A 20,689-nucleotide genomic window follows, 5' to 3' on the forward strand; every position below is an offset into this window, starting at 1 on the left:
CCCCCCCGTCGTCCACGAGGGTTTGAGTCCCCTCGCCGTCACCTCCCAATTCAGCTCGCAGGCGTTCATGTCACTCGGGACTCGGGGGTGTCGACGCGTCTAACGGGCGATGGTCTGTGATTCGGCCAGTTACAGCGGAGTGCGGACGTGCCAATGAGCTCCGCTCAACTTGAAGGTCATCCAGTCATTAAGTTCGGTTGGCGTGAGAGGGTCGGTGTCCCAGCCGGGTGATGTCCGGTCGAGTACCTCTACCAAACTGACCGGCAGGCGTTGACGATCGATGCTTTTCACTTCGGTGCACGCGTGCGCGTAGGCGTCCCACAACGAGATGCCACGTATGAGCGCGTGGTGAAGTGCGGCGCTGAAGACGGCGGCGATGCGGTCGCTGATGGGGCGGGTGGTCGCGATGCAGGTGACGGCGCCGACAGTGATGAAGCACGAGTCGAGCGGGGTTTGCTCAAGGAGTTGCATCGGGTCGTATGTGCTGTGGCCAGTGGCGCAGGCTGCGAGAACGACGAGTTTGGTGCCAGAGAGATTCAAACCGCCGAGTACCTCGGCACCTGTGAGAGTGCCAGCCCTGAGGTGGATGCCGGTACTGGCTTCGTTCAGGCCGGTGGTGGCGTGCCCCGCGAGGTGGATCAGCGCATACCTGCCAGTTGTGGGCAAACTATGGTCGGCGGGCGCGTTGTACAGATCGGTGAGAAAGGCGACTTCGCCGTCGACTCCGCCCAGTTGGTCTGAGCCTGTGCCTGCCCATCCATTGATGTGATGCGGTCTCGGTGGGGGCGCCGCGACTGAGTTAGTCGGTTGAAGCAGCGACAGGGACGGAGCGTAGGAGGCCTCTTCAAACCCGAGCGCCAGAAGCGCCACGTGAACTGGCGTGCGCGTGAACCGCTCGGAGGGACAGACGACGAGACGTGAAACGCCGAGTTCAAGTAGTTGTGTCAGAGGGCGAAGCGCATCCGTGAGAGCTGCGACTCCCTCCCTCTCATGTGCCGCGCCCTGGGTGGGGTCGGTGGTCGCGTTCGCTGCGGCCGGAGGGTTCCAGATGCCGCACTGGAACCCCTTGAATTGGGGTGCTCCGTCGTGGTGGAGCCAGCTCGCGACTGGGTAAAGCATGGCATCGGTGTCGCACTCGAGGTGAATGAACGCCCGTCTGTCTCCCAGTACGGTCAGGGTTTCTTGATTGATCGCCGGGAGGTGCAGTCCGCTGCCTGCGATGCTTTTGCGGAGGGCGAGTCTGTTCTCTTCGAGTTCCGCGACGCTCGATTGCTCGATTCCGAGATATTGACTGTCGAGCGCGGTGTAGCGCGTCAACGCGTCGAAATACTGCCGAAGAACTTCGCGGACCGTGCTCGGGACGCGCCCTTCTAGCGCGGCACGGACAGATCGTGCGACGTCGTGGCGTCGCAACTCAGCAGCGCTGGCGCGAAGCTCAGCCTCCTCGGCCTCATCTAGGGCTTCGGCGACGAAGTCCACGACGCCATCAGGTGAGGCGTGTCGCTGGACAAAGGCGGTCGCGGCTTCCGCGACTTCGTCGGGAATCCCCATGTTGAAGGACATGACATGTTGGAGGTGATTGCGATGGTCCAGGAAGAGAAGATCCACCAAGGCCGCCTTCATCGTGCCGAGGACCGCGAGGCGCAGCAGGCTGGTGGCTTCGGCTCCGTATCCAAACTGGATCCTTAGCTCGGAGGGCATGCCGTTGGGGCCAAGTGGATGCAAGCTCAAGTCGAAAGACTCGGACTGTTCGTCGAAACTGAACGCACACCCGTACTTGAGGCGCCTGAGAGCTTTGACGTCGTCGTAAGTCTCGGCCGTGATGAACCATCCGGGAATGGCACCGGAGGTTTGGTGCATGTTTCGGGCGCCCCTATTCAGAACCCACTCGCGTTGGTAGCCGGTGAGGCCGTCGGGACGTGATCCTGACCATCCGCCCCGGCCGGCGAGCGGGACGTCGATCCTTAAGCCGCTCCTGGTGAGGACCAGGTCGGCGGCGACATCATCGGGGCCGTCGCCCTGGCTGGAGAGAAGTTCTAGTGGCGTGAACGTCCTCATCGCTGTTGGGATATCGGTGCTGACGAGGTGCCGCACGATCGCAAGATGGTTGTCAGGAAAGCTAAGTACGCCGGTCGGGTTGTGCTGGTACAGGTCTGCCGCGTGCTGACATGCGGGAGGGAGCAGAAGTGGGCGGGGTTCTAGGTGGGGCATCCTGGCGGCTGGACCGTCAATGATCTCATCGAGCACCGCTGCACTGACTCGTTGTGAAGTCTGGCTGTACTGACGAATGCTGACCCATGTGACGTCGCTGAGCCAGGCGGTGCGTGGTTCGACGCGGCCAGTTCGCCAGCGCGAGATCTCTGCTCCGACCGCGTCGAGTGACGTACCGGCCACGGCCAGTTCTTCGTCGCGTAGGCCGTGACGGTGCCCCACGCCGATGGTCATCCGCAAGAGTGCTTCAAGCAGTGGGTCCTCGTCAGTTGGACCGACGATCGCCGTCGATAGTTCGGTGAACCAGCCGTCTCTGCGTCGAGTGCATTCTGGGCACAGCCCGGCACTCATCGTTTCGGCCACGCTCCCAGAGTGCACTGTCCGCGCGTTTCACGTCGTATTGACTCGGATGGCGCTAAGGAGAGAGTGGCGTATCGGCTGACGGGCGATTCCCAGGTCGTTAGGCCCGATGAGACACTGGGCTGCCTTCGGGATCCGCGCGCAGGAGACTCCGATCGTCGGCCTAGAAGCGACTTTCAGGACGCGGGCGAGCGGCGGTAAGACGCACCCATTGCGAATGATCTGGACGAGCTGATCCCGGGCGATTAGGCGTTAAAGACTTCAGTTGGGATCGACACTTCCGGGTAGGCGCTGGAGCTAGTCCACGATCACGCTGCGGCGTTAGCGTCGCACCAGCTAGCGTGGCGTCGGCTGAGGAGGCTCCGTGATCGTAGTCGTCGTCGACACCACCGCGACTTTCGTGGACGTCATGATGTCCACCACGAGGTGGATGCAACTGCTGACCCTGGCGAACCAGTCCTCCGTGACTCTAGTCGTACCGGACGTCGTCCTGCGCGAGACCGCCCGCCACTGGCACCACAAGGCAACCGAGGCGATCAAAATCGCCAACAGCCGGATCGACAAGCTCGACAAGTCCACGGCCGACCTCAACCACCTCGGCGTCGAGGCTGCGGTAATCGAGTCGAGCGCTCCGTTGACTGCAATCCCGGACGCGGTCGGGTTCGAAGAGCAGCGACGCGACATGCTCGAGGCGTTGGGCGTGGATTTACAGCTTACACCGTCCGGTCTCGACATCGAGACGGTGCTGGTGCGTGACCTGGCTCGCTCCAAGCCCTTCCAACCTTCCGGGAAGGGCTTTCGAGACACCCTGGTTTGGGAGACCTTGAAAGAAGTGATCGGAGAGGCATCCTCAGCTGACGAAGTCGTCTTCGTCACCGACAACAGCGGCGACTACTGCGCCTCGAACGGCGAGATGGCGCCAGAGCTGCTCGCCGAGCTCACGCCGGGCACGGGACATCTGACCCGGGTGGCGACGCTCGACGAGCTCTTCGACACCCCCCTCATGACTCCGCTGGTCGGGGCAATTTCGAAGACCGATAGCGAGCTCGCTGAGTTCCTAGCGCTCGCCCAAGCCACGGCTGTAGCCAAAGCTGAGCTTCTGTCAGTCGGCCAAGTCGTCGCCAGTGCGGTGTACAGCACGGTGGACCAGCTGATGGGCGAAGACGTAGATCCGTACGGCGACGAGTTCACCCCTGGCTACAACTTCAGCGAGCTCGACCTCCCCAACAGCCTCACCGAAGTAACTCTCGACGTCGTCGAGGTAGACCAAGACACCCTCACTTGGCAGTCGTATGCCACTTACGACGAAACGACCGTGCTCATCCAAGCCGAGGTCGACGCTGACATCTCGCTGATCGCCCTGGCCTACACGAGTGAGGCCGTCCACCTCGCGGAGGCGGGCCTGGTGGCAGTGAGCGATCCCCACTTCAACGACCACATGGCCGAGGTCGTGCTGTCCACCCCCGGGCGCTTGGTTTTCCAGATCCGTGTAGAACACGGCGTGAACTACGCCGAACACTGCGAGCTCGAGCGAGTCGAGCCACTGTAAGTCCGACATTCAGCGTCGCATCCCGATGTGGTCGAGGCCCGCCAAAGGCACGTCCGTGCCTCCCGATCCGCTGGCGTAGCCCACACGCTCGCTCCTGAACTTGCCGTGATGCTCGACCACTCCGATTAAGGCTTGCGTCAGCGGAGAAGCTGCAGCCGAGGCGTAGCGCGACGCGGCGGAATGGGCGTCCCCGCAACAACACGACTGGCGCGTCGCAGAAGCTTGCAGGGTCCGACACTCGCCTCCTCACGCTCAGGTCGGAACCAGCTCACCGCGTCCATGTTCGAGAGTGCGAGTCCGCGTTGACCAGTAGACGGTCCTGTCGGCCGCCTGTGCGAGACTCGGCGCATGCGAGAGGTTCGGCTTATCAAGTCCTTCTCGTCCATCGGCGGACGCCAGTTTCCGCCAGTATCGGAGCTTGATCTGCACTCAGTGGCGGTTGACGTGGCCGCGAGCCTTCAGGGGCCCTCCGGAGACGTATGGGTGATACCCGAGATGCCCAGCCCGTTGGGCCTGCCTGACTTCGTAGCGCTTCTGGGCGGCGAAGACTGGCTAGCCGCTCGATCGAGGTTGGCGACGAGCCCAGTGCTATCACAAGCGGATTGCGTCGTCCTGGCCAGCCTTCACGTGACAAGGCCCTCGTCGCCATCAACGGTGATGCGCAGGCTTGGTTGGCACGCGGACCGGCTTGCCCCAGTAGTAAGTCGTCTCGTGCGGTCCGGCGCGGCTCTTCAAACGACCAGCGGGGCCTTGTCGCTCGCGCCCGGACTGCTCCCGCAGGGCAGGCTCGTGGCGATCGAGACCAAGGTGAAGGATTGGGGCCGTGCCATACAGCAGGGTCGGGCGTACAGGACCTGGTCCGACAATTACGTAGTTGTTCTCGGCGATGTCGGCCAACTTGCGCTAAACCGAGCACGCGTCGAGGTTGCCGCTGATCGCGCGGGGCTCTATGCCGGTGGGAACTGGCTTGTCCGTCCGGCGGCCCGCACGGTCACGCTTCCGCGCAGGCTTCAAGGTTTCGAGTACGTCTATGCATCAGTAACCTCAGATCCAGCCTTCCGAATCTCGGAATAGGTCGACCCCTTGCAGGAAGGGGGTGTTCCATCGGCTCGCGGCGAGCCGCGTTGAGGTGACACGTTGTACCTCCGGCCACTCTCCGACCGCTGCTACGTACGCCGCTCGAAGAGTGTCTACTCGGTCCTGTCCTGACCGCGATCGCAGGTCGTCGATCACAGTAGTCAGGACGGTTGCATGGTGAGCAAAGGCTTGCTCAGCCTGAGGACCAATCGTCCCCGGCGTTAGGCGAAGCGCAAGGGTAGGGCGCTCGGAAACCAGCACGTCGTACTCACCGTTTGAGAGGCCCCCCATAAGCCCCCGCAGTGTTGGGCGCTGATACCAAGCGCCTCCGCCTGCGCCCGTATCTGCCTGGCGCTCCTCGAAGTCCTGATATGCGCAGAGCCGTTGACGCATATCCCAGCCGGTGCCGACCGCCTCGGCGCCGGCAGCCACGGCAGGTAGCGCTGCTACGTCGCCGAATGCCACGCGCACGGGTCGATCCTGACTCAGTGCGTACGTGGTTCGCATCAGTCCGAAGATTTCTTCGGGCGTCGCAGCCGGCGGCATGGCGTTGTCGCCCCGAGCGATTGTCAGCAGCCAGCCGCCTGGTTGGAGTTGATCGAGGGCGCCGATATGCGCGTCCAGCTCTGCTCCCGAACTCCAGAACTGCTGATCTCCCGCGATCGTGAGCCAGGACGTCGGCGATTGCCTCACGGCTTCGGCAGACATGTCTAGCGCTGCCTGACTTCTCGGGGTATCGGGGTATGACACGAGGAAAGTCGGCGCCAAACCGGGTGCTTGCAGTTGCGCTTGCACTGCAAAGACGCGTTCGACGTGGTCCCGCACCAGCGTTGGAGTGCTGAAGTCACCGCGAGTGCCGCTCCACAGTTGCCAGTCGTCATAGAACCGAAAGTCGCCCGCCCGAGGCATGTTGAGGGCGTGAGTCATCGGATCAAACCAGAACTCCCCTCCCGCACCTCTAATTGCCTCGGACGTTGCAAGCGCTGACCGCTTGTAGCCGTTGCCTTCGACGGGAGAGGTGAAGGGTGACAACGCCGCGCCACGAGCGTATCCCCCTCGGAGCGCGTTACTGGTCCATCGGATCAGCGTATTTCGAGCCGTGTCTTGAATTATTGTGCTCATCGAAGGGACTCGAATGCGGTCTTGAGAGCCGACCCATTTCGATAGCGGCGCGCTGGTTGAGCATGAAGCGCCCGCTCCACGATGGCGACAAGTTCAGCTGGAAGATCGCTCCGCGCGTCTGCAAGAGGGACATGTTCTGCGGTCCTCAGCCGCTGCATGTATTCGGCGTCGTTTCCCTTGTACGGAACGGGAGAAGTGCCGGTGGCCGCTAGGTACACTAGTGCGGCGCAGGCAAAGACGTCCGATGCTGGTGTTGGCGCTCCGGAGTACGCCTGAATGTGCTCAGGAGTCATGAAACCCGGCGTCCCAGGCTGACCCCCCACAGTTACACCGCTACGGAGCGTGTGCTTGGCGAAGCCCGGATCCATGACCTTGAAGTCACCGCTACTCAAGCATCTAACGTTGCCCGGGCTTAGGTCCCTATGGATAACACTCTTGTCGTGCATAGCGCCTAGGCCTGCTGCCACTTGGCTCCCGAGTGAGACGAGCTGGTCAGCATCCCAACCCGTTCCTAGGGAGTGGCGCAAATCGGCGCCGTCCAGCAGTTCCTCAAGCCATGCCGCCGCGTGCGCAGGATTACCTATCTCCGTAAGTTCGGAAACCACTTTCACGACATTCGGGTGGTCAATAGCTCGAAGGAGCTCGACTTCACGGTGAGACCGCTCAAGGGCGGCAGGATCACTCGCTCGACCAAGGTCGATCAGTTTGAGGACGCGTTGCTCCCCGTTTGGGTCAGTAACTACGTAGACCCGCTTCTGTCCGCCCTCGAAGAGCGGTCGCAATACCGACACGTCAAGCGCGCTGCAGGCGTCGCTTAAGAGATCCCCCATGTCGTTCAGCATATGGCTATCTGACGACGTCGTGGATCAATCTCTGCTCCGCCACACCGAGTCACCCATGTGGCGGGTCGCCATTACGCCCATTCTGGGCGGATCGCAGTAGATCCTTCGCTTCAGACTGGCGCCCGGTCCAAAGCCCACTGCGTGACTACGCGTGCGGGCGTCCAGCCCGTGAAGGTGCCGATCGGCTCCGCAGCCTCGACGCCGATGCGGGTCAGCTCGCCGCCGTGGGCGGCGTACGCCCTGGCAAGCAGCATCTCGGTCTCGAGCGTGACGCCGTGGACGACGAGGCGACCGCCGGGCTTGAGGGCGGCCAGGCAGGTCTCGAGGACGCCCTCGCGGGTTGCGCCGCCTCCGATGAAGATGGCGTCCGGCGCATCGAGACCGGACAGGGCTGACGGAGCGCGACCTTCGACGACCTGGAGGTCGGGGACGCCCAGGGCGTGAGCGTTGCGGGTGATTCGCGCGGCGCGCTCAGGGTCGGTCTCGATGGCGATCGTGTGGCAGGTGGGGTGAGAACGCATCCACTCGATGCCGATCGACCCGGCGCCGGCGCCGACGTCCCAGAGGAGCTGGCCGGGGGCGGGCATCAGGCGGGCGAGGGCCGAGGCGCGGAGGTCGCGCTTGGTGAGCTGGCCGTCGTTCTCGTAGGCCGAGTCAGGGAGGCCGGGCGCCCAGGAGGCCAGGCCGAACCCCGGCCGTGGTTTCGACACGCTCGCTGGCGCTCGCTGCTCAACCGACGGGCTGACCGAGATCGCGATGACGTTCAGCGCCGGTGAATCCCCCGACCAGGAGGAGGCGACGCCTGACTGAAGACTTTCGGAAGGCGAGCCGAGGTCGCCGAGGACGGTGAGAGTCGACGCACCCCAGCCCGACGAGGTCAGCAGTGAAGCCACCGCAGCGGGCGTCGAGGCATCCGACGACAGCACCAGGATCCGGCGGCCCGGTGCTAGGTGTAGCACCAGCCGGTCGATCGGGCGCCCCACGAGCGAGACGACCTCGCAGGACTCGGAGGACCACCCCATCCGAGCCCGAGCCAACGCGACGGACGAGACAGCAGGCACCACCCGCACCGGGGCGCCGTACTCCAGCAGCGTCGTCGCGATGCCCGACACCAGCGGGTCCCCGGAGGCGAGCGCGACCACCGGACGCCCGGCGTACTCAGAGAGCAGCGCAGGCAGGGAAGCTGCCAGCGGAGAGGGCCACGGCACCCGCTGCTGACCGTCGACGGACGGCACCAGGGAGAGATGCCGAGAGCCGCCCCAGAGCACCGAAGCCTCCAGCACCAGGGACTGCGACGAGGGGGAGATCGAGGCCCAGCCGTCGGCGCCGATCCCGACGACCACGATCTCGCTGGGTGCACCACTGGACGACATGGCCGCAGACGCTATCGTGACGCGGACAAGGCGAGAGGTGCCCCGAGGCTTGGGGAGAATCTGGGAAGCCGGTGAAAGTCCGGCACAGGGCCCGCTGCGGTGACTCGAGACGTCGACAACGGCGATCCGGGAAGTCCGAAGACCGGCCTCCCGTCGACCAGTTCCAACCTGGCAACGAGAGCGGGAGCCCCCATGCCACAGCAGTACCCCCTCTGCGCAGTCGTCGGCAGCGACGACATGACGCTCGCCCTCCTCCTCACCACGATCTCCCCCGAGGTCGGCGGCGTGCTCGTGCGCGGCGAGAAGGGCACGGCGAAGTCCACGACCGTCCGCGCCCTCGCCACCGTGCTGCCGCCCATCGAGGTGGTCGCCGGCGACCGGTTCGCCAGCGCACCCGGCGACACGTCGCCTGACGGGACCTGGGGAAGCGACGCGGAGACCGAGACCCGGCCCGTACGCCTCGTCGAGCTCCCCGTCGGCGCCACCGAGGACCGCGTCCTCGGCTCGCTGCACCTCTCCAAGGTGCTGGCCGACGGCGTGGCTGAGTACGAGCCCGGCCTCCTCGCCCGCGCGCACCGCGGCATCCTCTACGTCGACGAGGTCAACCTCCTCCACGACCACCTCGTCGACCTGCTCCTCGACGCCGCCGCGATGGGCCGCTCCACCGTCGAGCGCGACGGCGTCTCGGTCGCCCACGCCGCCCGCTTCGTGCTCGTCGGCACCATGAACCCCGAGGAGGGCGAGCTCCGTCCGCAGCTCCTCGACCGCTTCGGCCTCACCGTCGAGATCGCCGCGCCGCGCGACCCGCAGCTGCGCGCCGAGGTCGTCCGACGACGGCTCGCGTTCGACGCCGATCCGGCCGCCTTCGTCGAGTCGTACGCCGACGCCGAGCGCGCGCTGACCGACCGGATCGCTGCCGCCCGCAAGCTGCTCCCCGAGGTCGAGCTGACCGACGCGGTGCTGACCAAGGTGGCTGAGGTGTGCGCCGCCTTCGAGGTCGACGGGATGCGCGCCGACATCGTCACCACGCGTACGGCGATCGCGCACGCCGCGTGGCACGGGCGTACCCACGTCACGCGGGCCGACATCCGGCAGGCGGCGCTGCTGGCGCTGCCGCACCGGCGGCGGCGAAACCCCTTCGATGCGCCCGGGCTGGACGAGGACCTGCTCGACCAGGTCCTCGGGGACGAGGAGCCAGACCCTGAGCCGCCCATGCCTCCGGAGCCGCAGGGTGACGGGGACGGGGACGCTGAGGATCCGGGTTTCGACACGGGCCCTGAGGACTCTGCTCAACCGACGGATCAGTCGGAAGATGGCGGACGTCACGAGAATCCTCGGTCCGAACCGAGCGATTCCATGACGTCCGACGAGCCGACCGACGTTGAGTCTCCGGGAGACTCACGGCCGAGTGGCGCGGGTCAGACGTCGGTGATCGGGGCGGCGGACCCCTACAAGGTGAAGCGGCTCGAGGTGCACGGCACCGGGGCCGGGGAGTCGGGCAAGCGCAGCCGCGCGCTGACGAGCAACGGCCGGCGGATCGGGGCGGATCCGACCGGCAACGGTGGGCTCCACCTCATCGAGACGATCCGGGCCGCGGCCCCCCACCAGATCGCCCGCGGACGCACCGACGGCAGGATCCGGTTCGAGAACGCCGACCTCAGGACCGCGCGACGCGAGGGCCGCGAGGCCAACCTCGTCCTGTTCTGCGTCGATGCGAGCGGCAGCATGGCGGCGAAGAAGCGGATGGAGCAGGTCAAGACCGCGATCCTCAGCCTGCTGCTCGACGCCTACCAGCGCCGCGACAAGGTCGGGCTGGTCACCTTCCGCGCCGACAGCGCCGAGGTCGCGCTGCCGCCGACCCACTCGGTCGACATCGCCGCCAAGCGGCTCGCCGACCTGCCGGCAGGAGGGCGTACGCCGCTCGCCGAGGGTCTGCTCACCGCGGCCGAGGTGCTGCGGGTGGAGAGGGTCCGCGACCCGAGGCGACGCCCGCTCCTCATCGTGATCACCGACGGCCGCGCCACCCACGGCCCCGACGCGGTGAACCGCAGCCGGCAGGCCGCCAGCTGGGTCGCCGAGCAGGGCACGTCCGCCGTCGTCGTCGACTGCGAGCAGGGCCCGATGCGGATGGGCCTCGCCGGCACGCTCGCGATCGCCATGCAGGCCAGCCACCTCCCGCTCGCCGAGGTGAACGCGCAGGCCCTCACCGGACTGGCGCGCGCAGCATGAGCCAGCAGCTCTACGACGTCATCGCCCGCCGCCGCGACGTACGAGCGGAGTTCAGCGGCGACGACCTCGACCAAGACGCGCTGCGACGGGTGCTGTACGCAGCCCACCAGGCGCCGTCCGTCGGCCACTCCCAGCCGTGGGACTTCGTGCTGGTGAAGGACGAGGTGAAGCGCCGCGAGTTCGCCGAGCACGTGGAGACCGAGCGCAAGGTCTTCGCCGACCAGCTCGACGGCGAGCGGCGCGCCACCTTCGAGAAGATCAAGGTCGAGGGGATCCGCGAGTCCGGCCTCGGCGTGGTCGTGACCTACTCCCCCGACCGCGGCGGGCAGCACGTGCTCGGCCGCCACGCGATCGCCGACGCCGGCCTCTACTCCACCTGCCTGGCCATCCAGAACCTCTGGCTCTCCGCCACCGCCGAGGGCCTCGGCGTGGGGTGGGTGTCGTTCTACCGCGAGGAGTTCCTCGCCGACCTCATCGGCCTGCCCGACGGCGTACGACCCGTCGCGTGGCTCTGCCTCGGCCCCATCACGCGGCTGCAGGAGGTGCCCGACCTGGTCCGCCACGACTGGCGCAAGGGCCGCACACTGGACGAGGCCATCCACCACGACAGCTGGAGCGCCTGATGCCCAAGGGAGTGCCGACCACCGTCCCCGACGACGGCCTGACCACGCGCGAGCGCCGCAACCGGCCGCTGATCATGGTCCACACCGGCCCCGGCAAGGGGAAGTCGACGGCCGCCTTCGGTCTCGCGATGCGCGGGTGGAACCAGGGATTCAGCATCGGCGTCTTCCAGTTCGTGAAGTCCGCCAAGTGGCGCATCGGTGAGCAGACCGTGCTCGAGCGCCTCGGCGAGCTGCACGAGGAGACCGGCGAGGGCGGGCCCGTCACCTGGCACAAGATGGGCTCGGGCTGGTCGTGGTCGCGCAAGGCCGGCACCGACGAGGACCACGCCGCCGACGCCGCCGAGGGCTGGCAGGAGATCAAGCGCGCGCTCGCCGAGGAGCGCCACGACCTCTACGTCCTCGACGAGTTCACCTATCCGATGAAGTGGGGCTGGGTCGACGTCGACGACGTCGTCTCCACCCTGGTGGACCGGCCCGGTCGCCAGCACGTCGTCATCACCGGCCGCCACGCCGACCCGCGCCTCGTCGAGGCGGCCAACCTCGTCACCGAGATGGGCCAGGTCAAGCACCCGATGGAGGTCGGGCAGAAGGGACAGCGAGGCATCGAATGGTGACCCTCCCCCGCCTCATGGTCGCCGCACCCGCGAGCGGCCACGGCAAGACCACCGTCGCCACCGGGCTGATGGCCGCCCTCGCCCGCGCCGGCCACACCGTCAGCGGCCACAAGGTCGGCCCCGACTACATCGACCCCGGCTACCACGCGCTCGCCACCGGCCGCCCCGGCCGCAACCTCGACCCGCACCTCGTCGGGGAGGAGCGTCTCGTACCGCTGCTCCTGCACGGCGCCGCCGGCGCGGACCTCGCCGTCATCGAGGGCGTGATGGGCTTGTACGACGGCCAGATCGGTGGCGACGGGTTCGCCTCGACGGCCCACGTCGCGGCCGTCACGCGCACGCCGGTGGTGCTGGTGGTCGACATCTCCTCGGCCTCGCGCACCATCGCCGCCACCGTCCACGGCCTGATGACCTGGGCGCAGCCGCCCGTCGACGTGGTCGGCGTGATCCTCAACAAGGCCGGGTCCGCCCGGCACGCCGAGGAGGTCGTCCGGTCCATCGGTGACCGGGTGCCCGTGCTCGGGATCCTGCAGCGCGACGACGGGATCGAGGCGCCGTCACGCCACCTCGGGCTCGTGCCTGCCGCCGAGCGCGGCGACGCGGCTGCGGCGCTCGACCGGCTGGCCGCCCAGATCGCCGAGAAGGTGGACCTCGAGGCGGTCGTACGACTCGCTGCCGCCGCGCCGGCGTTGGCTGAGGCTCCCTGGGATCCGCGCGTCGCTCTTGGTTTCGACACGCTCGCTTCGCTCGCTGCTCAACCATCGAGCCTCTCTGGGTCGTTGGTTGAGCAGGGTGCTCTGGCGCCCGTGTCGAAACCAGGCCTCGGTGGGCGTCGGCCTGTCATCGCCGTCGCCGGCGGCCGGGCGTTCACCTTCCGCTACGCCGAGACCGTGGAGCTGCTGGAGGCCGCGGGCGCGGAGGTCGTCGACCTCGACCCGCTGACCGACAGCGAGCTGCCGGAGGGGACGACCGGGCTCTACCTCGGTGGCGGCTTCCCCGAGATGCACGCCCTCGACCTCGCGGCCAACGAGCAGCTGCGCGCCGACATCAGGGGCGCCATCGGCCGCGGGCTGCCGACGGTTGCCGAGTGCGCCGGCCTGCTCTACCTGTGCCGCACCGTCGCCGGCCCCTCCGGCCAGCCCGCCCACATGGTCGGCGCGATCCCGGCCGACGCCGCGATGGCGCCCCGGCTCACGCTGTCCTACCGGCGCGCCAAGGCCGTCGGCGGCGACCTGCTCTCCCGCCCCGGCGAGGAGGTCACCGGCCACGAGTTCCACCGCACCCACCTGCTCGGCGACACCGGCGGCCAGCCCGCGTGGTGGCTCGACGGCGAGGGCGGGCCGCACCCCGCGGGCGTCGGCACCCGGACGCTCCACGCGTCGTACCTCCACGTCCACTGGGCCGGGCACCCGCACCTCGCGGCGCGCTTCACCGAGGCGGCGGCCGCGGCGCTGCCTATCACCGCCGCACTGCGGTGAACCTCCGCCACCACGGGGACCGCGAGGCGACGCCGGGGCTGGTCGACTTCGCCGTCAACGTCCACCCGGCCCCGATGCCGTCGTGGCTGCGCGAGGCGATCACGCGGAGCGTCGACGACCTCGCCCGCTACCCCGACCCGACCGAGGCCGAGGCGGCGCTCGCGACGCACCACCACCGCGAGCGCGACGACGTACTCGCCACCTCCGGCGCCGCCGAGGCCTTCACGCTGATCGCACGACTCACGGCCTGGCGCAGGCCGGTCGTGGTGCACCCGCAGTTCACCGAGCCCGACGTCGCCCTCGAGAACGCCGGCCACGCCGTCGACCACGTCGTCGTCGGATCGCCAAGACGTGGGGGACTGCCGGACTTCGGGCTGGAGACCACCGCGATCCCCGACGACGCCGACCTGGTCGTCGTCGGCAACCCGACCAACCCCACCGGCGTACGCCACCGGGCCGCTGCGTTGCAGGAGCTCACAGGGGAGGGCCGGCTGGTCGTCGTCGACGAGGCCTTCAACGACAACGGCGCCGAGAGCCTGGCCGACGAGCGCATCCCGGGCCTGCTGGTCGTCCGCAGCCTCACCAAGCTCTGGGCGATCGCCGGCCTGCGCGCGGGCTACGTCCTGGGCGAGCCCGACACGGTCGCCCGACTGCGCGAGCTCCAGCCGCCGTGGTCGGTCTCCACCCCCGCCGCGGCCGCGATGATCGCCTGCACGAGCGACCAGGCACGCGCCGAGGCGAGCGCCCGTGACGAGCAGGTCACCCGATGGCGCGAGCACCTCGAGCAGGGCCTCCGGGACGCGGGCATCGAGCACGTGCCGAGCTCGGCTCCCTTCGTCCTCGCCCGGCCCGGCGCCGGCGTCCACGCGGCCCTGCGCGCCCGCGGGGTCGCCGTACGACGCTGCGACACGTTCCCCGGCCTGGACGACTCCTGGGTCAGGATCGCCGTGCGCCCGCCCGAGGTGACCAGAATCCTGCTCGATCTCTTGTCAGCACCCGCCTGAGCGCTGGTAGGTTGCGCTAGATCGCGTGCGAGGAACCCGGTGTGAGTCCGGGGCAGTAGCGCTACTGTGACAGCCGCCCAGGTGGCTGGAGCCAGACCCGAGCTCGCGGATCGCCCAACGCAGCACCCACTCAACTGCACGGGGACGCTTTCATCCCCAGGAGGCACCACATGAGCCAGGCCATTCCCGCTCCCGCGTCACCCGAGATCGCGGTTCCCACCATCCCGCTCGGCCAGATCGCGCCGTGGGCACTGTTCTTCGGCCTGCTGGCCGTCATCGCGCTGTTCTTCGTCAGTGCCGACCAGGGTGCGATCAGCATCCCCGCCGGCAACGCGGTCCACGAGTGGGTGCACGACGGCCGGCACCTGCTCGGCTTCCCCTGCCACTGAGCCGGGGGACGCATGACCATCCGCAACTTCCTGGTCACAGGTCTGCTCGCAGGCCTGTTCGCCGGGGTGCTGACCTTCGCCGTCGCCAACGTCTTCGGTGAGCCGTCGATCGACACCGCCATCGGCATCGAGGAGGCCGGCTCCGCCGCCGAGGCGCCGGCCGCCGACGACGGCCACTCGCACGAGGACGGCGAGGAGGCCGGGCACTCCCACGGCGACGAGGGCACCGAGGTGTCCCGCGGCACCCAGAAGACCTGGGGCCTCGCCACCGCCTTCCTGATCGTCGGTCCCGCGCTCGGCGGCCTGGTCGGCATCGCGTCGGCCTTCGCCATGGGTCGGCTGCGCCGGCTCACGCCGCCCCAGTCGACCGCGCTGATCGCCCTGCTCGGCTTCGTCGCCGTCGCGCTGGTGCCGTTCGCGAAGTACCCCGCCACCCCGCCCGCCGTCGGCGACGGCGACACCATCGGCCAGCGCACCGGCTACTACTTCGCGTTCCTGGTCGTCTCGGTGCTCGCCATGGTCGGCGCGGTGCTGCTCGGCCGGATGCTGCTCGCCTCGCTGCGCACGACCGAGGCCGTGGCCGTGGCGGCCGCGGCCTACCTGCTCGTCGTGGTCGTCGTCGGTCACCTGATGCCGACGGTCAACGAGCTCGGCGACTTCCCGGCCGACACGCTGTGGTACTTCCGTCGCGCCTCGCTCGTCACGCTCGCCACCCTGTGGGCGCTGATCGGGATCATCATGACCGCGCTCGTCGCGCGCCAGCACGAGAAGGCCACCCTCGCGCACGCCAAGCGTGAGATGGCCGCCTCGCTCTGACCCGACCGACCGCCGGTTGAGCAGCGAGGGACGAGCGTGTCGACACCAGCGGTATCCCGCGCGCTCGGCCTCGCGCTCGGCCACCTCGCCGACCGGCGCCTCGGTGACCCGCAGCGCGGGCACCCGGTGGCGCTGTTCGGCAGCGCGGCCGCGGCGCTCGAGCGGCGGACGTACGCCGACTCGCGACCGCGCGGCGTCGGGCACCTGGCGCTCCTGGCCGGGACCGTCTCGGGCGGCGGTCTCGTCCTGGAGCGTCGCACGCGCGACCACTTCGTCGCCCACACCCTGCTCACCGCCGCAGCGACGTGGACCGTACTCGGCGGCACCTCGCTCGCCCGCGAGGCGGCCGCCGTGCACGGCCTCCTCGCCGCCGACGACTTGCCGGGCGCTCGTCAGCGGCTGACCCACCTGGTCGGCCGCGACACCTCCGTCCTCGACGCCGAGGAGGTGAGCCGGGCGACTGTCGAGTCGGTCGCGGAGAACACTTCAGACGCCGTCGTGGCTCCCCTCGTCTGGGGCGGGCTGCTCGGCGTCCCCGGTCTGCTCGGATACCGCGCGGTCAACACCCTCGACGCGATGGTCGGCCACCTCGGGGAGCGCTACGGCCGCTTCGGCTGGGCGTCCGCCCGGCTCGACGACCTGCTCAACCTGCCCGGCGCGCGCCTGAGCGGACTCCTCGCCGCCGCGCTCGCGCCGAGGGTCGGCGGTCGCCCGCGCGACGCGCTGAGGGCGTGGGCGCGTGACGCGCGACGCCACCCCAGCCCGAACGCGGGCGTGGTGGAGGCCGCGTTCGCCGGCGCGCTCGGCGTACGACTGGGCGGGCGCAACACCTACGCCCACGGCACCGAGGACCGCGTGCTGCTCGGTGACGGGCCACCGCCGGGCCCGGACGACATCGACCGCTCCGTCCGCCTGGCGGACCAGGTCGGGGCCGGAGCGGTCGTCGTCGCGGTGCTCCTCGCGCTGCGCCGACGGGCGTAGCCGCGCGGACGTTGGTCTGGAAGTCGGGCTGCGTCCACGCCGAGCGGCCGCGCACAGCGCGCGTGGTGTCCGCGCGTCTACGCGTCCGCCTCGAGGCGGTCGGGGAGCCCGAGGCGGGGGAACTGCTCGGCACCGAAGATGGTGACCTCGGTGACGAGGCCGCCCGAGATGCGGAGCACGTCGACCGTGAGCGGCACGTAGGCCGACTCCTGCTCCCGCCAGTGATAGCTGGCGATCGCAGGCTGCCGGTTCACCGACGTGGTGATCGAGCGCAGGCCCGTCATCTCCGGGAAGCCGTTCGCCGTCCAGTCGGCGACCACCGCGTCGCGGCCGACGACCAGTCCCTCCCACGGCGGCATCGAGTAGCGCACGTCGTCGCGCATCATGGTCGCGATCGTGTCGATGTCGGCGACGGTGCTGGCGTCGGCGAAGCGACGCACCAGCTCACGGGTCTCCGGGTCCTCTCCGCCGGTCCAGTCCTGACGCTCGGCGGGCAGGTGCTCGCGCATCCCGGCACGGGCCCGCTGGAGCGCGCTGTTGACGGAGTTGACCGAGTCGCCGAGCAGGTCGGCGACGTCCTTGGCCGGCCACCCGAGCACGTCGCGCAGGATCAGCACCGCGCGCGGACGCGGGGCCAGGTGCTGCACCGCGACGACGTAGGCCAGCTCGATGGTCTCGCGCGCCACTGCGACCACCTCGGGCTCGTCGGCATCGGCGGCGGGCAGCTCGTCGAGCAGCCGGTCGGGATAGGGCTGCAGCCACCGGGCCTCCCCGCCGGTCGCGGCCGCGGGCCGCGTGCGGGTCAGCAGGTCGAGGCACGCATTGGTCGCGATCCTGTAGAGCCAGGCCCGGAAGGTCGACCTCCCCTCGAAGGTCTCGCGACGGCGCCAGGCGCGCAGGAAGGTCTCCTGCACGGCGTCCTCGGCGTCCTCGAAGGAGCCGAGCATCCGATAGCAATGGACGTGCAGCTCGCGCCGGTGCGGCTCCGCCCGCTCGGCGAACTCCGCCTCGCTCGCAGCCGTCACGTCGACCTCCACCCCTGTCGCGGTCATGGTCCCTGTCCTTCCTGTCGTCGGGTGTCATGGGTATGACTCCGACGACCGGAGGAACTCATCACTCCGCAGGGACCTTTGCACCCGAGTCTCCCGCTTGGTGGCTCAGATCTGGTGTGACAAGCGGGGTGGTCACCGGATATCCGGTGACTCCAGCCGCGGGCCGGGCCCCGAACCCGGGTCAGACGAAGGGGTTCGGCAGCGCCCCCGGCAGCCCGGCGAGCAGCTCGCGCGCCCGGGCGGCGTGGGTGTGCTCGACCAGTACCTCGTACTTCGTGGCGACCACCTGGGTCACCGAGGAGAAGTCGCGCTGCCCGCGGGTGGCGCCGTAGCCGATGAGCGCCCAGACCAGGCCGAACGTCGCGCCGAGGAAGGCCGTCGTCAGCAGCACCTGCCACACGCCCTCCTCGGTGAAGAGCGCGAAGACCAGGCCGATGAAGACCCCGAGCCACAGCCCCGACAGGATCCCGCCGACGCCGACCTTCGACCACGTGAGCCGGCCGGTGACCCGCTCGATCCGCTTGAGGTCGGTGCCGACGATCATCAGGTGCTCGACGGGGAACTCGGCATCGGAGAGGAAGTCGACGCTCTTCTGCGCGGCGGCGTAGTCGTCGTACACCGCCAACGACTGCGGGAACTTCAGCGTGAAGGGTGAGCCTGACCTGAGCATGGGGTTGACGCCGGGAGTCGACATGGTCGGACCTTTCGTGATCGGTGCCTCCAGCCTAGGACGGTCGGCTGAGGACCCACTGAACAGCGGCTGCCGGGTCGCTGACGGTCTCGACGCCGTCGATCGCGGCCCCACGTCGTACGACGACCACGGGCACGCCGAGCTGGTCGGCCGCGGCCACCTTGGGCCAGGTGTAGGAGCCGCCGGAGTCCTTGGTGACGAGGACGTCGATCGCGTGCTCAGCGAGCAGCTCGAGCTCGCCGGGGAGGTCGTAGGGACCGCGGTCGTGGAGCAGCAGCCACGGCACGGGCAGCGCGATCGTCGGCGCGTCGACCACCCTCGCCACGGCTCGTACGCCGCCCAGCGGAGCGACGAAGCGGTCGAGCTGCTGGCGCCCGATGGTCAGCAGCGGGCGCCGACCGAGCCGCACCGCCAGTGCGGCGGCCGCGTCGTGGTCGTCGACCCAGTGCCACCCGTCCGCCCCGGGAGCGCTCGACCAGCCGGGACGGGCGAGCCGCAGCAGCGGCAGCCGGGCCGCCGTGCAGGCCTGCACCGCGTGCGCGGACATCCCCTCGGCGAAGGGGTGGGTGGCGTCGACGACGACGTCGATGCGGTGACCGGCCAGCCAGTCCAGCAGCCCCTCGACCCCGCCGAAGCCGCCGATGCGCACCGGCCCCACCGGCAGCCGTGGTCTCGCGACCCGGCCGGCCAGCGAGGACACGACGTCGACACCGTCCGCGACCAGGAGCGCCGCGAGCTCGCGCGCCTCGCTCGTGCCACCGAGCAGCAGCACCCTCACCGGGAGGCCCCCGGCTCGAGCATCAGCAGGTCGGAGGGAGCGCCGGAACGAGCGAGGTCGAGCAGCGCGTCGAGGTCGAGGTGCTCCTCGGCCAGGTCGCCGAGGAGGTCGAGCCGTCGTTCGCGCAGCGCCGCGAAGCTCACCTCGCCCGGCTCGTACGACGCCCCTGCCGCCGCGGACGCCTCCGTGAGGAGAGCCCGCCGGAGCTCGTCGCCCTCGAGGCTGCCGTGCCACATGGTCCCGAGGACCGCGCCGGCGCGGGCACCACCGAGGAACTCCTCCCCGCCGTGGCGGGTGATGCGGCCGTGGTGGATCTCGTAGCCGTGCGCGGGCTGCCCGAGGGCCGAGCCGGTCGGCAGCCGCAGCACCTTGTCGGCACCGAAGGTCGTCGTCACGTCGAGCAGCCCGAGCCCCGGCTCGTCCGCACCGGCGGCGCCCTCGACACCGGAGGGGTCCGTGATCCGTCGCCCGAGCATCTGGAAGCCACCGCAGATCCCGAGCACCGGCCGGCCCTCGGCGGCGTGCGCCAGGATCGCCCGGTCGAGCCCGCGGGCACGCAGCCAGGCCAGGTCCTCGAGCGTCGCCCGGGTGCCGGGCAGCACGACCAGGTCGGCGCCGGCGAGCGCGCGTGCCTCGGAGGCGAAGGTGACGTCGACCCCCGGCTCGATGCCGAGCGCGTCGACGTCGGTGAAGTTGGAGATCCGCGGGAGCCGGACCACGGCGACCCGCAGCCGAGCCTCGGCGTCGGACGCGCGCCGCCCGGCGAGGTCGAGCGCGTCCTCCGAGTCGAGCCAGAGGTCCGGGTGCCACGGCAGCACGCCGTACATGTCTCGCCGCGTCAGCCGGCGCAGCTCGTCGAGGCCCGGTCGCAGCAGGTCGACGTCGCCGCGGAACTTGTTGATCACGAAGCCCGCGATGAGTGCCTGGTCGGCCGCGGACAGCAGCGCGACCGTGCCGAAGAGCGCGGCGAAGACACCCCCGCGATCGATGTCGCCGACGACGAGGGTGGGGATCCGGCCGTGCTGGGCCAGGCCCATGTTGACGTAGTCGCCCTCGCGCAGGTTGATCTCGGCCGGGCTCCCGGCGCCCTCGACCACGACCAGGTCGTGACGGGCGGCCAGGTCGTCGAAGGCGGCGTACGCCGCGTCGCGCAGGTGGGTGCGCCCGCCGACGAAGTCCTTCGAGTCGATGGTGCCGCCCGGACGACCCATCACCACGACGTGGCTGCGCCGGTCGCCGCCGGGCTTGAGCAGCACCGGGTTCATCGCGGCCTCGGGCTCGACCCCGGCGGCCACCGCCTGGATCCACTGCGCGCGCCCGATCTCGGCACCACGTCCGTCGGGCGTGGGACAGACCATCGAGTTGTTCGACATGTTCTGCGCCTTGAAGGGCGCCACCCGGATCCCGCGACGGGCGAAGGCCCGGCACAGCGCGGTGGTGACGATGGTCTTGCCGGCGTCCGACGTCGTCCCCGCCACCAGCAGTGCGCTCACGGGTGCA

The 20,689-nt window shown here is 69.3% G+C and carries 15 protein-coding genes, 1 pseudogene and 1 riboswitch; of the genes and pseudogenes, 8 read left to right on the plus strand and 8 right to left on the minus strand.

What is annotated here, in order from left to right:
* Positions 1 to 129: 129 nt before the first annotated feature.
* Positions 130 to 2,574 carry a CHAT domain-containing protein gene (locus IEZ25_RS22355; RefSeq protein WP_191200841.1) on the minus strand — a complete coding sequence of 815 codons (2,445 nt, stop codon included), beginning with the start codon at positions 2,572 to 2,574 and terminating at the stop codon, positions 130 to 132.
* A 361-nt stretch (positions 2,575 to 2,935) separates the two neighbouring features.
* Between IEZ25_RS22355 and IEZ25_RS17940 the strand changes: the two genes are divergently transcribed.
* A complete protein-coding gene (locus IEZ25_RS17940; RefSeq protein ID WP_191200842.1) occupies positions 2,936 to 4,120 on the plus strand; it encodes a PIN domain-containing protein in 1,185 nt (394 codons plus the stop codon).
* A gap of 1,044 nt (positions 4,121 to 5,164) precedes the next feature.
* Here the strand turns inward: IEZ25_RS17940 and IEZ25_RS17945 are convergent.
* From IEZ25_RS17945 to cbiE, 3 genes are all read right to left on the minus strand, one after another.
* Positions 5,165 to 6,124, minus strand: a complete 960-nt coding sequence (locus IEZ25_RS17945; RefSeq protein WP_191200843.1) for a hypothetical protein — start codon at positions 6,122 to 6,124, stop codon at positions 5,165 to 5,167.
* 191 nt (positions 6,125 to 6,315) lie between these two features.
* Positions 6,316 to 7,161 carry a serine/threonine-protein kinase gene (locus IEZ25_RS17950; protein WP_191200844.1) on the minus strand — a complete coding sequence of 282 codons (846 nt, stop codon included), beginning with the start codon at positions 7,159 to 7,161 and terminating at the stop codon, positions 6,316 to 6,318.
* Positions 7,162 to 7,271: 110 nt separating this feature from the next.
* The gene (gene cbiE, locus IEZ25_RS17955; protein WP_191200845.1) at positions 7,272 to 8,534 is read right to left on the minus strand and encodes a precorrin-6y C5,15-methyltransferase (decarboxylating) subunit CbiE; all 1,263 of its coding nucleotides are present in this window, start codon (positions 8,532 to 8,534) and stop codon (positions 7,272 to 7,274) included.
* An 18-nt stretch (positions 8,535 to 8,552) separates the two neighbouring features.
* Positions 8,553 to 8,699, plus strand: a riboswitch (cobalamin riboswitch).
* 27 nt (positions 8,700 to 8,726) lie between these two features.
* Here cbiE and IEZ25_RS17960 point away from each other — a divergent pair.
* The 7 genes and pseudogenes from IEZ25_RS17960 (at position 8,727) to IEZ25_RS17995 (ending at position 16,668) form a co-directional block, all read left to right on the plus strand.
* The gene (locus IEZ25_RS17960; protein ID WP_191200846.1) at positions 8,727 to 10,763 is read left to right on the plus strand and encodes a magnesium chelatase subunit D family protein; all 2,037 of its coding nucleotides are present in this window, start codon (positions 8,727 to 8,729) and stop codon (positions 10,761 to 10,763) included.
* Complete coding sequence (bluB, locus tag IEZ25_RS17965; RefSeq protein WP_191200847.1) at positions 10,760 to 11,386, plus strand: 5,6-dimethylbenzimidazole synthase; 627 nt, start codon at positions 10,760 to 10,762, stop codon at positions 11,384 to 11,386. Before IEZ25_RS17960 ends, bluB begins: the two co-directional genes overlap by 4 nt.
* Positions 11,386 to 12,000, plus strand: coding sequence for a cob(I)yrinic acid a,c-diamide adenosyltransferase (cobO, locus tag IEZ25_RS17970; RefSeq protein ID WP_191200848.1), 615 nt, complete (start codon positions 11,386 to 11,388; stop codon positions 11,998 to 12,000). The genes bluB and cobO overlap by 1 nt, the downstream gene beginning before the upstream one ends.
* Positions 11,994 to 14,482, plus strand: a pseudogene (locus tag IEZ25_RS22500) (cobyrinate a,c-diamide synthase). The gene cobO and the pseudogene IEZ25_RS22500 overlap by 7 nt, the downstream one beginning before the upstream one ends.
* Positions 14,483 to 14,652: 170 nt before the next feature.
* Positions 14,653 to 14,871: a CbtB domain-containing protein gene (locus IEZ25_RS17985; protein WP_191200851.1), complete on the plus strand. Its 219-nt coding sequence runs from the start codon at positions 14,653 to 14,655 to the stop codon at positions 14,869 to 14,871.
* 12 nt (positions 14,872 to 14,883) lie between these two features.
* Positions 14,884 to 15,687, plus strand: a complete 804-nt coding sequence (locus IEZ25_RS17990; RefSeq protein ID WP_191200852.1) for a CbtA family protein — start codon at positions 14,884 to 14,886, stop codon at positions 15,685 to 15,687.
* A 36-nt stretch (positions 15,688 to 15,723) separates the two neighbouring features.
* Positions 15,724 to 16,668, plus strand: coding sequence for a cobalamin biosynthesis protein (locus IEZ25_RS17995; protein WP_191200853.1), 945 nt, complete (start codon positions 15,724 to 15,726; stop codon positions 16,666 to 16,668).
* 77 nt (positions 16,669 to 16,745) lie between these two features.
* Here the strand turns inward: IEZ25_RS17995 and IEZ25_RS18000 are convergent, their stop codons facing one another.
* The 4 genes from IEZ25_RS18000 to IEZ25_RS18015 all read right to left on the minus strand — a co-directional run bounded on the left by IEZ25_RS18000 (position 16,746) and on the right by IEZ25_RS18015 (position 20,682).
* Positions 16,746 to 17,720: an RNA polymerase subunit sigma-70 gene (locus tag IEZ25_RS18000; RefSeq protein WP_191200854.1), complete on the minus strand. Its 975-nt coding sequence runs from the start codon at positions 17,718 to 17,720 to the stop codon at positions 16,746 to 16,748.
* 181 nt (positions 17,721 to 17,901) lie between these two features.
* Positions 17,902 to 18,414, minus strand: a complete 513-nt coding sequence (locus IEZ25_RS18005) for a general stress protein (protein ID WP_224749273.1) — start codon at positions 18,412 to 18,414, stop codon at positions 17,902 to 17,904.
* Between the two features lie 31 nt (positions 18,415 to 18,445).
* Positions 18,446 to 19,189: a cobalt-precorrin-6A reductase gene (locus IEZ25_RS18010; protein ID WP_191200855.1), complete on the minus strand. Its 744-nt coding sequence runs from the start codon at positions 19,187 to 19,189 to the stop codon at positions 18,446 to 18,448.
* Complete coding sequence (locus IEZ25_RS18015; RefSeq protein ID WP_191200856.1) at positions 19,186 to 20,682, minus strand: cobyric acid synthase; 1,497 nt, start codon at positions 20,680 to 20,682, stop codon at positions 19,186 to 19,188. Before IEZ25_RS18015 ends, IEZ25_RS18010 begins: the two co-directional genes overlap by 4 nt.
* Positions 20,683 to 20,689: the final 7 nt, after the last annotated feature.

Origin of the sequence: Nocardioides hwasunensis (genome assembly GCF_014779665.1) — a bacterium.
GTDB lineage: Bacteria > Actinomycetota > Actinomycetes > Propionibacteriales > Nocardioidaceae > Nocardioides > Nocardioides hwasunensis.

Bases quoted from the DNA above. Each gene is read 5' to 3' on its own strand.
- IEZ25_RS17985 (WP_191200851.1), top strand. From the start codon at position 14,653: ATGAGCCAGGCCATTCCCGCTCCCGCGTCACCCGAGATCGCGGTTCCC.
- bluB (WP_191200847.1), top strand. From the start codon at position 10,760: ATGAGCCAGCAGCTCTACGACGTCATCGCCCGCCGCCGCGACGTACGA.
- IEZ25_RS17950 (WP_191200844.1), bottom strand. From the start codon at position 7,161: ATGCTGAACGACATGGGGGATCTCTTAAGCGACGCCTGCAGCGCGCTT.
- IEZ25_RS17990 (WP_191200852.1), top strand. From the start codon at position 14,884: ATGACCATCCGCAACTTCCTGGTCACAGGTCTGCTCGCAGGCCTGTTC.
- IEZ25_RS18000 (WP_191200854.1), bottom strand. From the start codon at position 17,720: ATGACCGCGACAGGGGTGGAGGTCGACGTGACGGCTGCGAGCGAGGCG.
- cbiE (WP_191200845.1), bottom strand. From the start codon at position 8,534: ATGTCGTCCAGTGGTGCACCCAGCGAGATCGTGGTCGTCGGGATCGGC.
- cobO (WP_191200848.1), top strand. From the start codon at position 11,386: ATGCCCAAGGGAGTGCCGACCACCGTCCCCGACGACGGCCTGACCACG.
- IEZ25_RS17960 (WP_191200846.1), top strand. From the start codon at position 8,727: ATGCCACAGCAGTACCCCCTCTGCGCAGTCGTCGGCAGCGACGACATG.
- IEZ25_RS17945 (WP_191200843.1), bottom strand. From the start codon at position 6,124: ATGACTCACGCCCTCAACATGCCTCGGGCGGGCGACTTTCGGTTCTAT.
- IEZ25_RS18005 (WP_224749273.1), bottom strand. From the start codon at position 18,414: ATGTCGACTCCCGGCGTCAACCCCATGCTCAGGTCAGGCTCACCCTTC.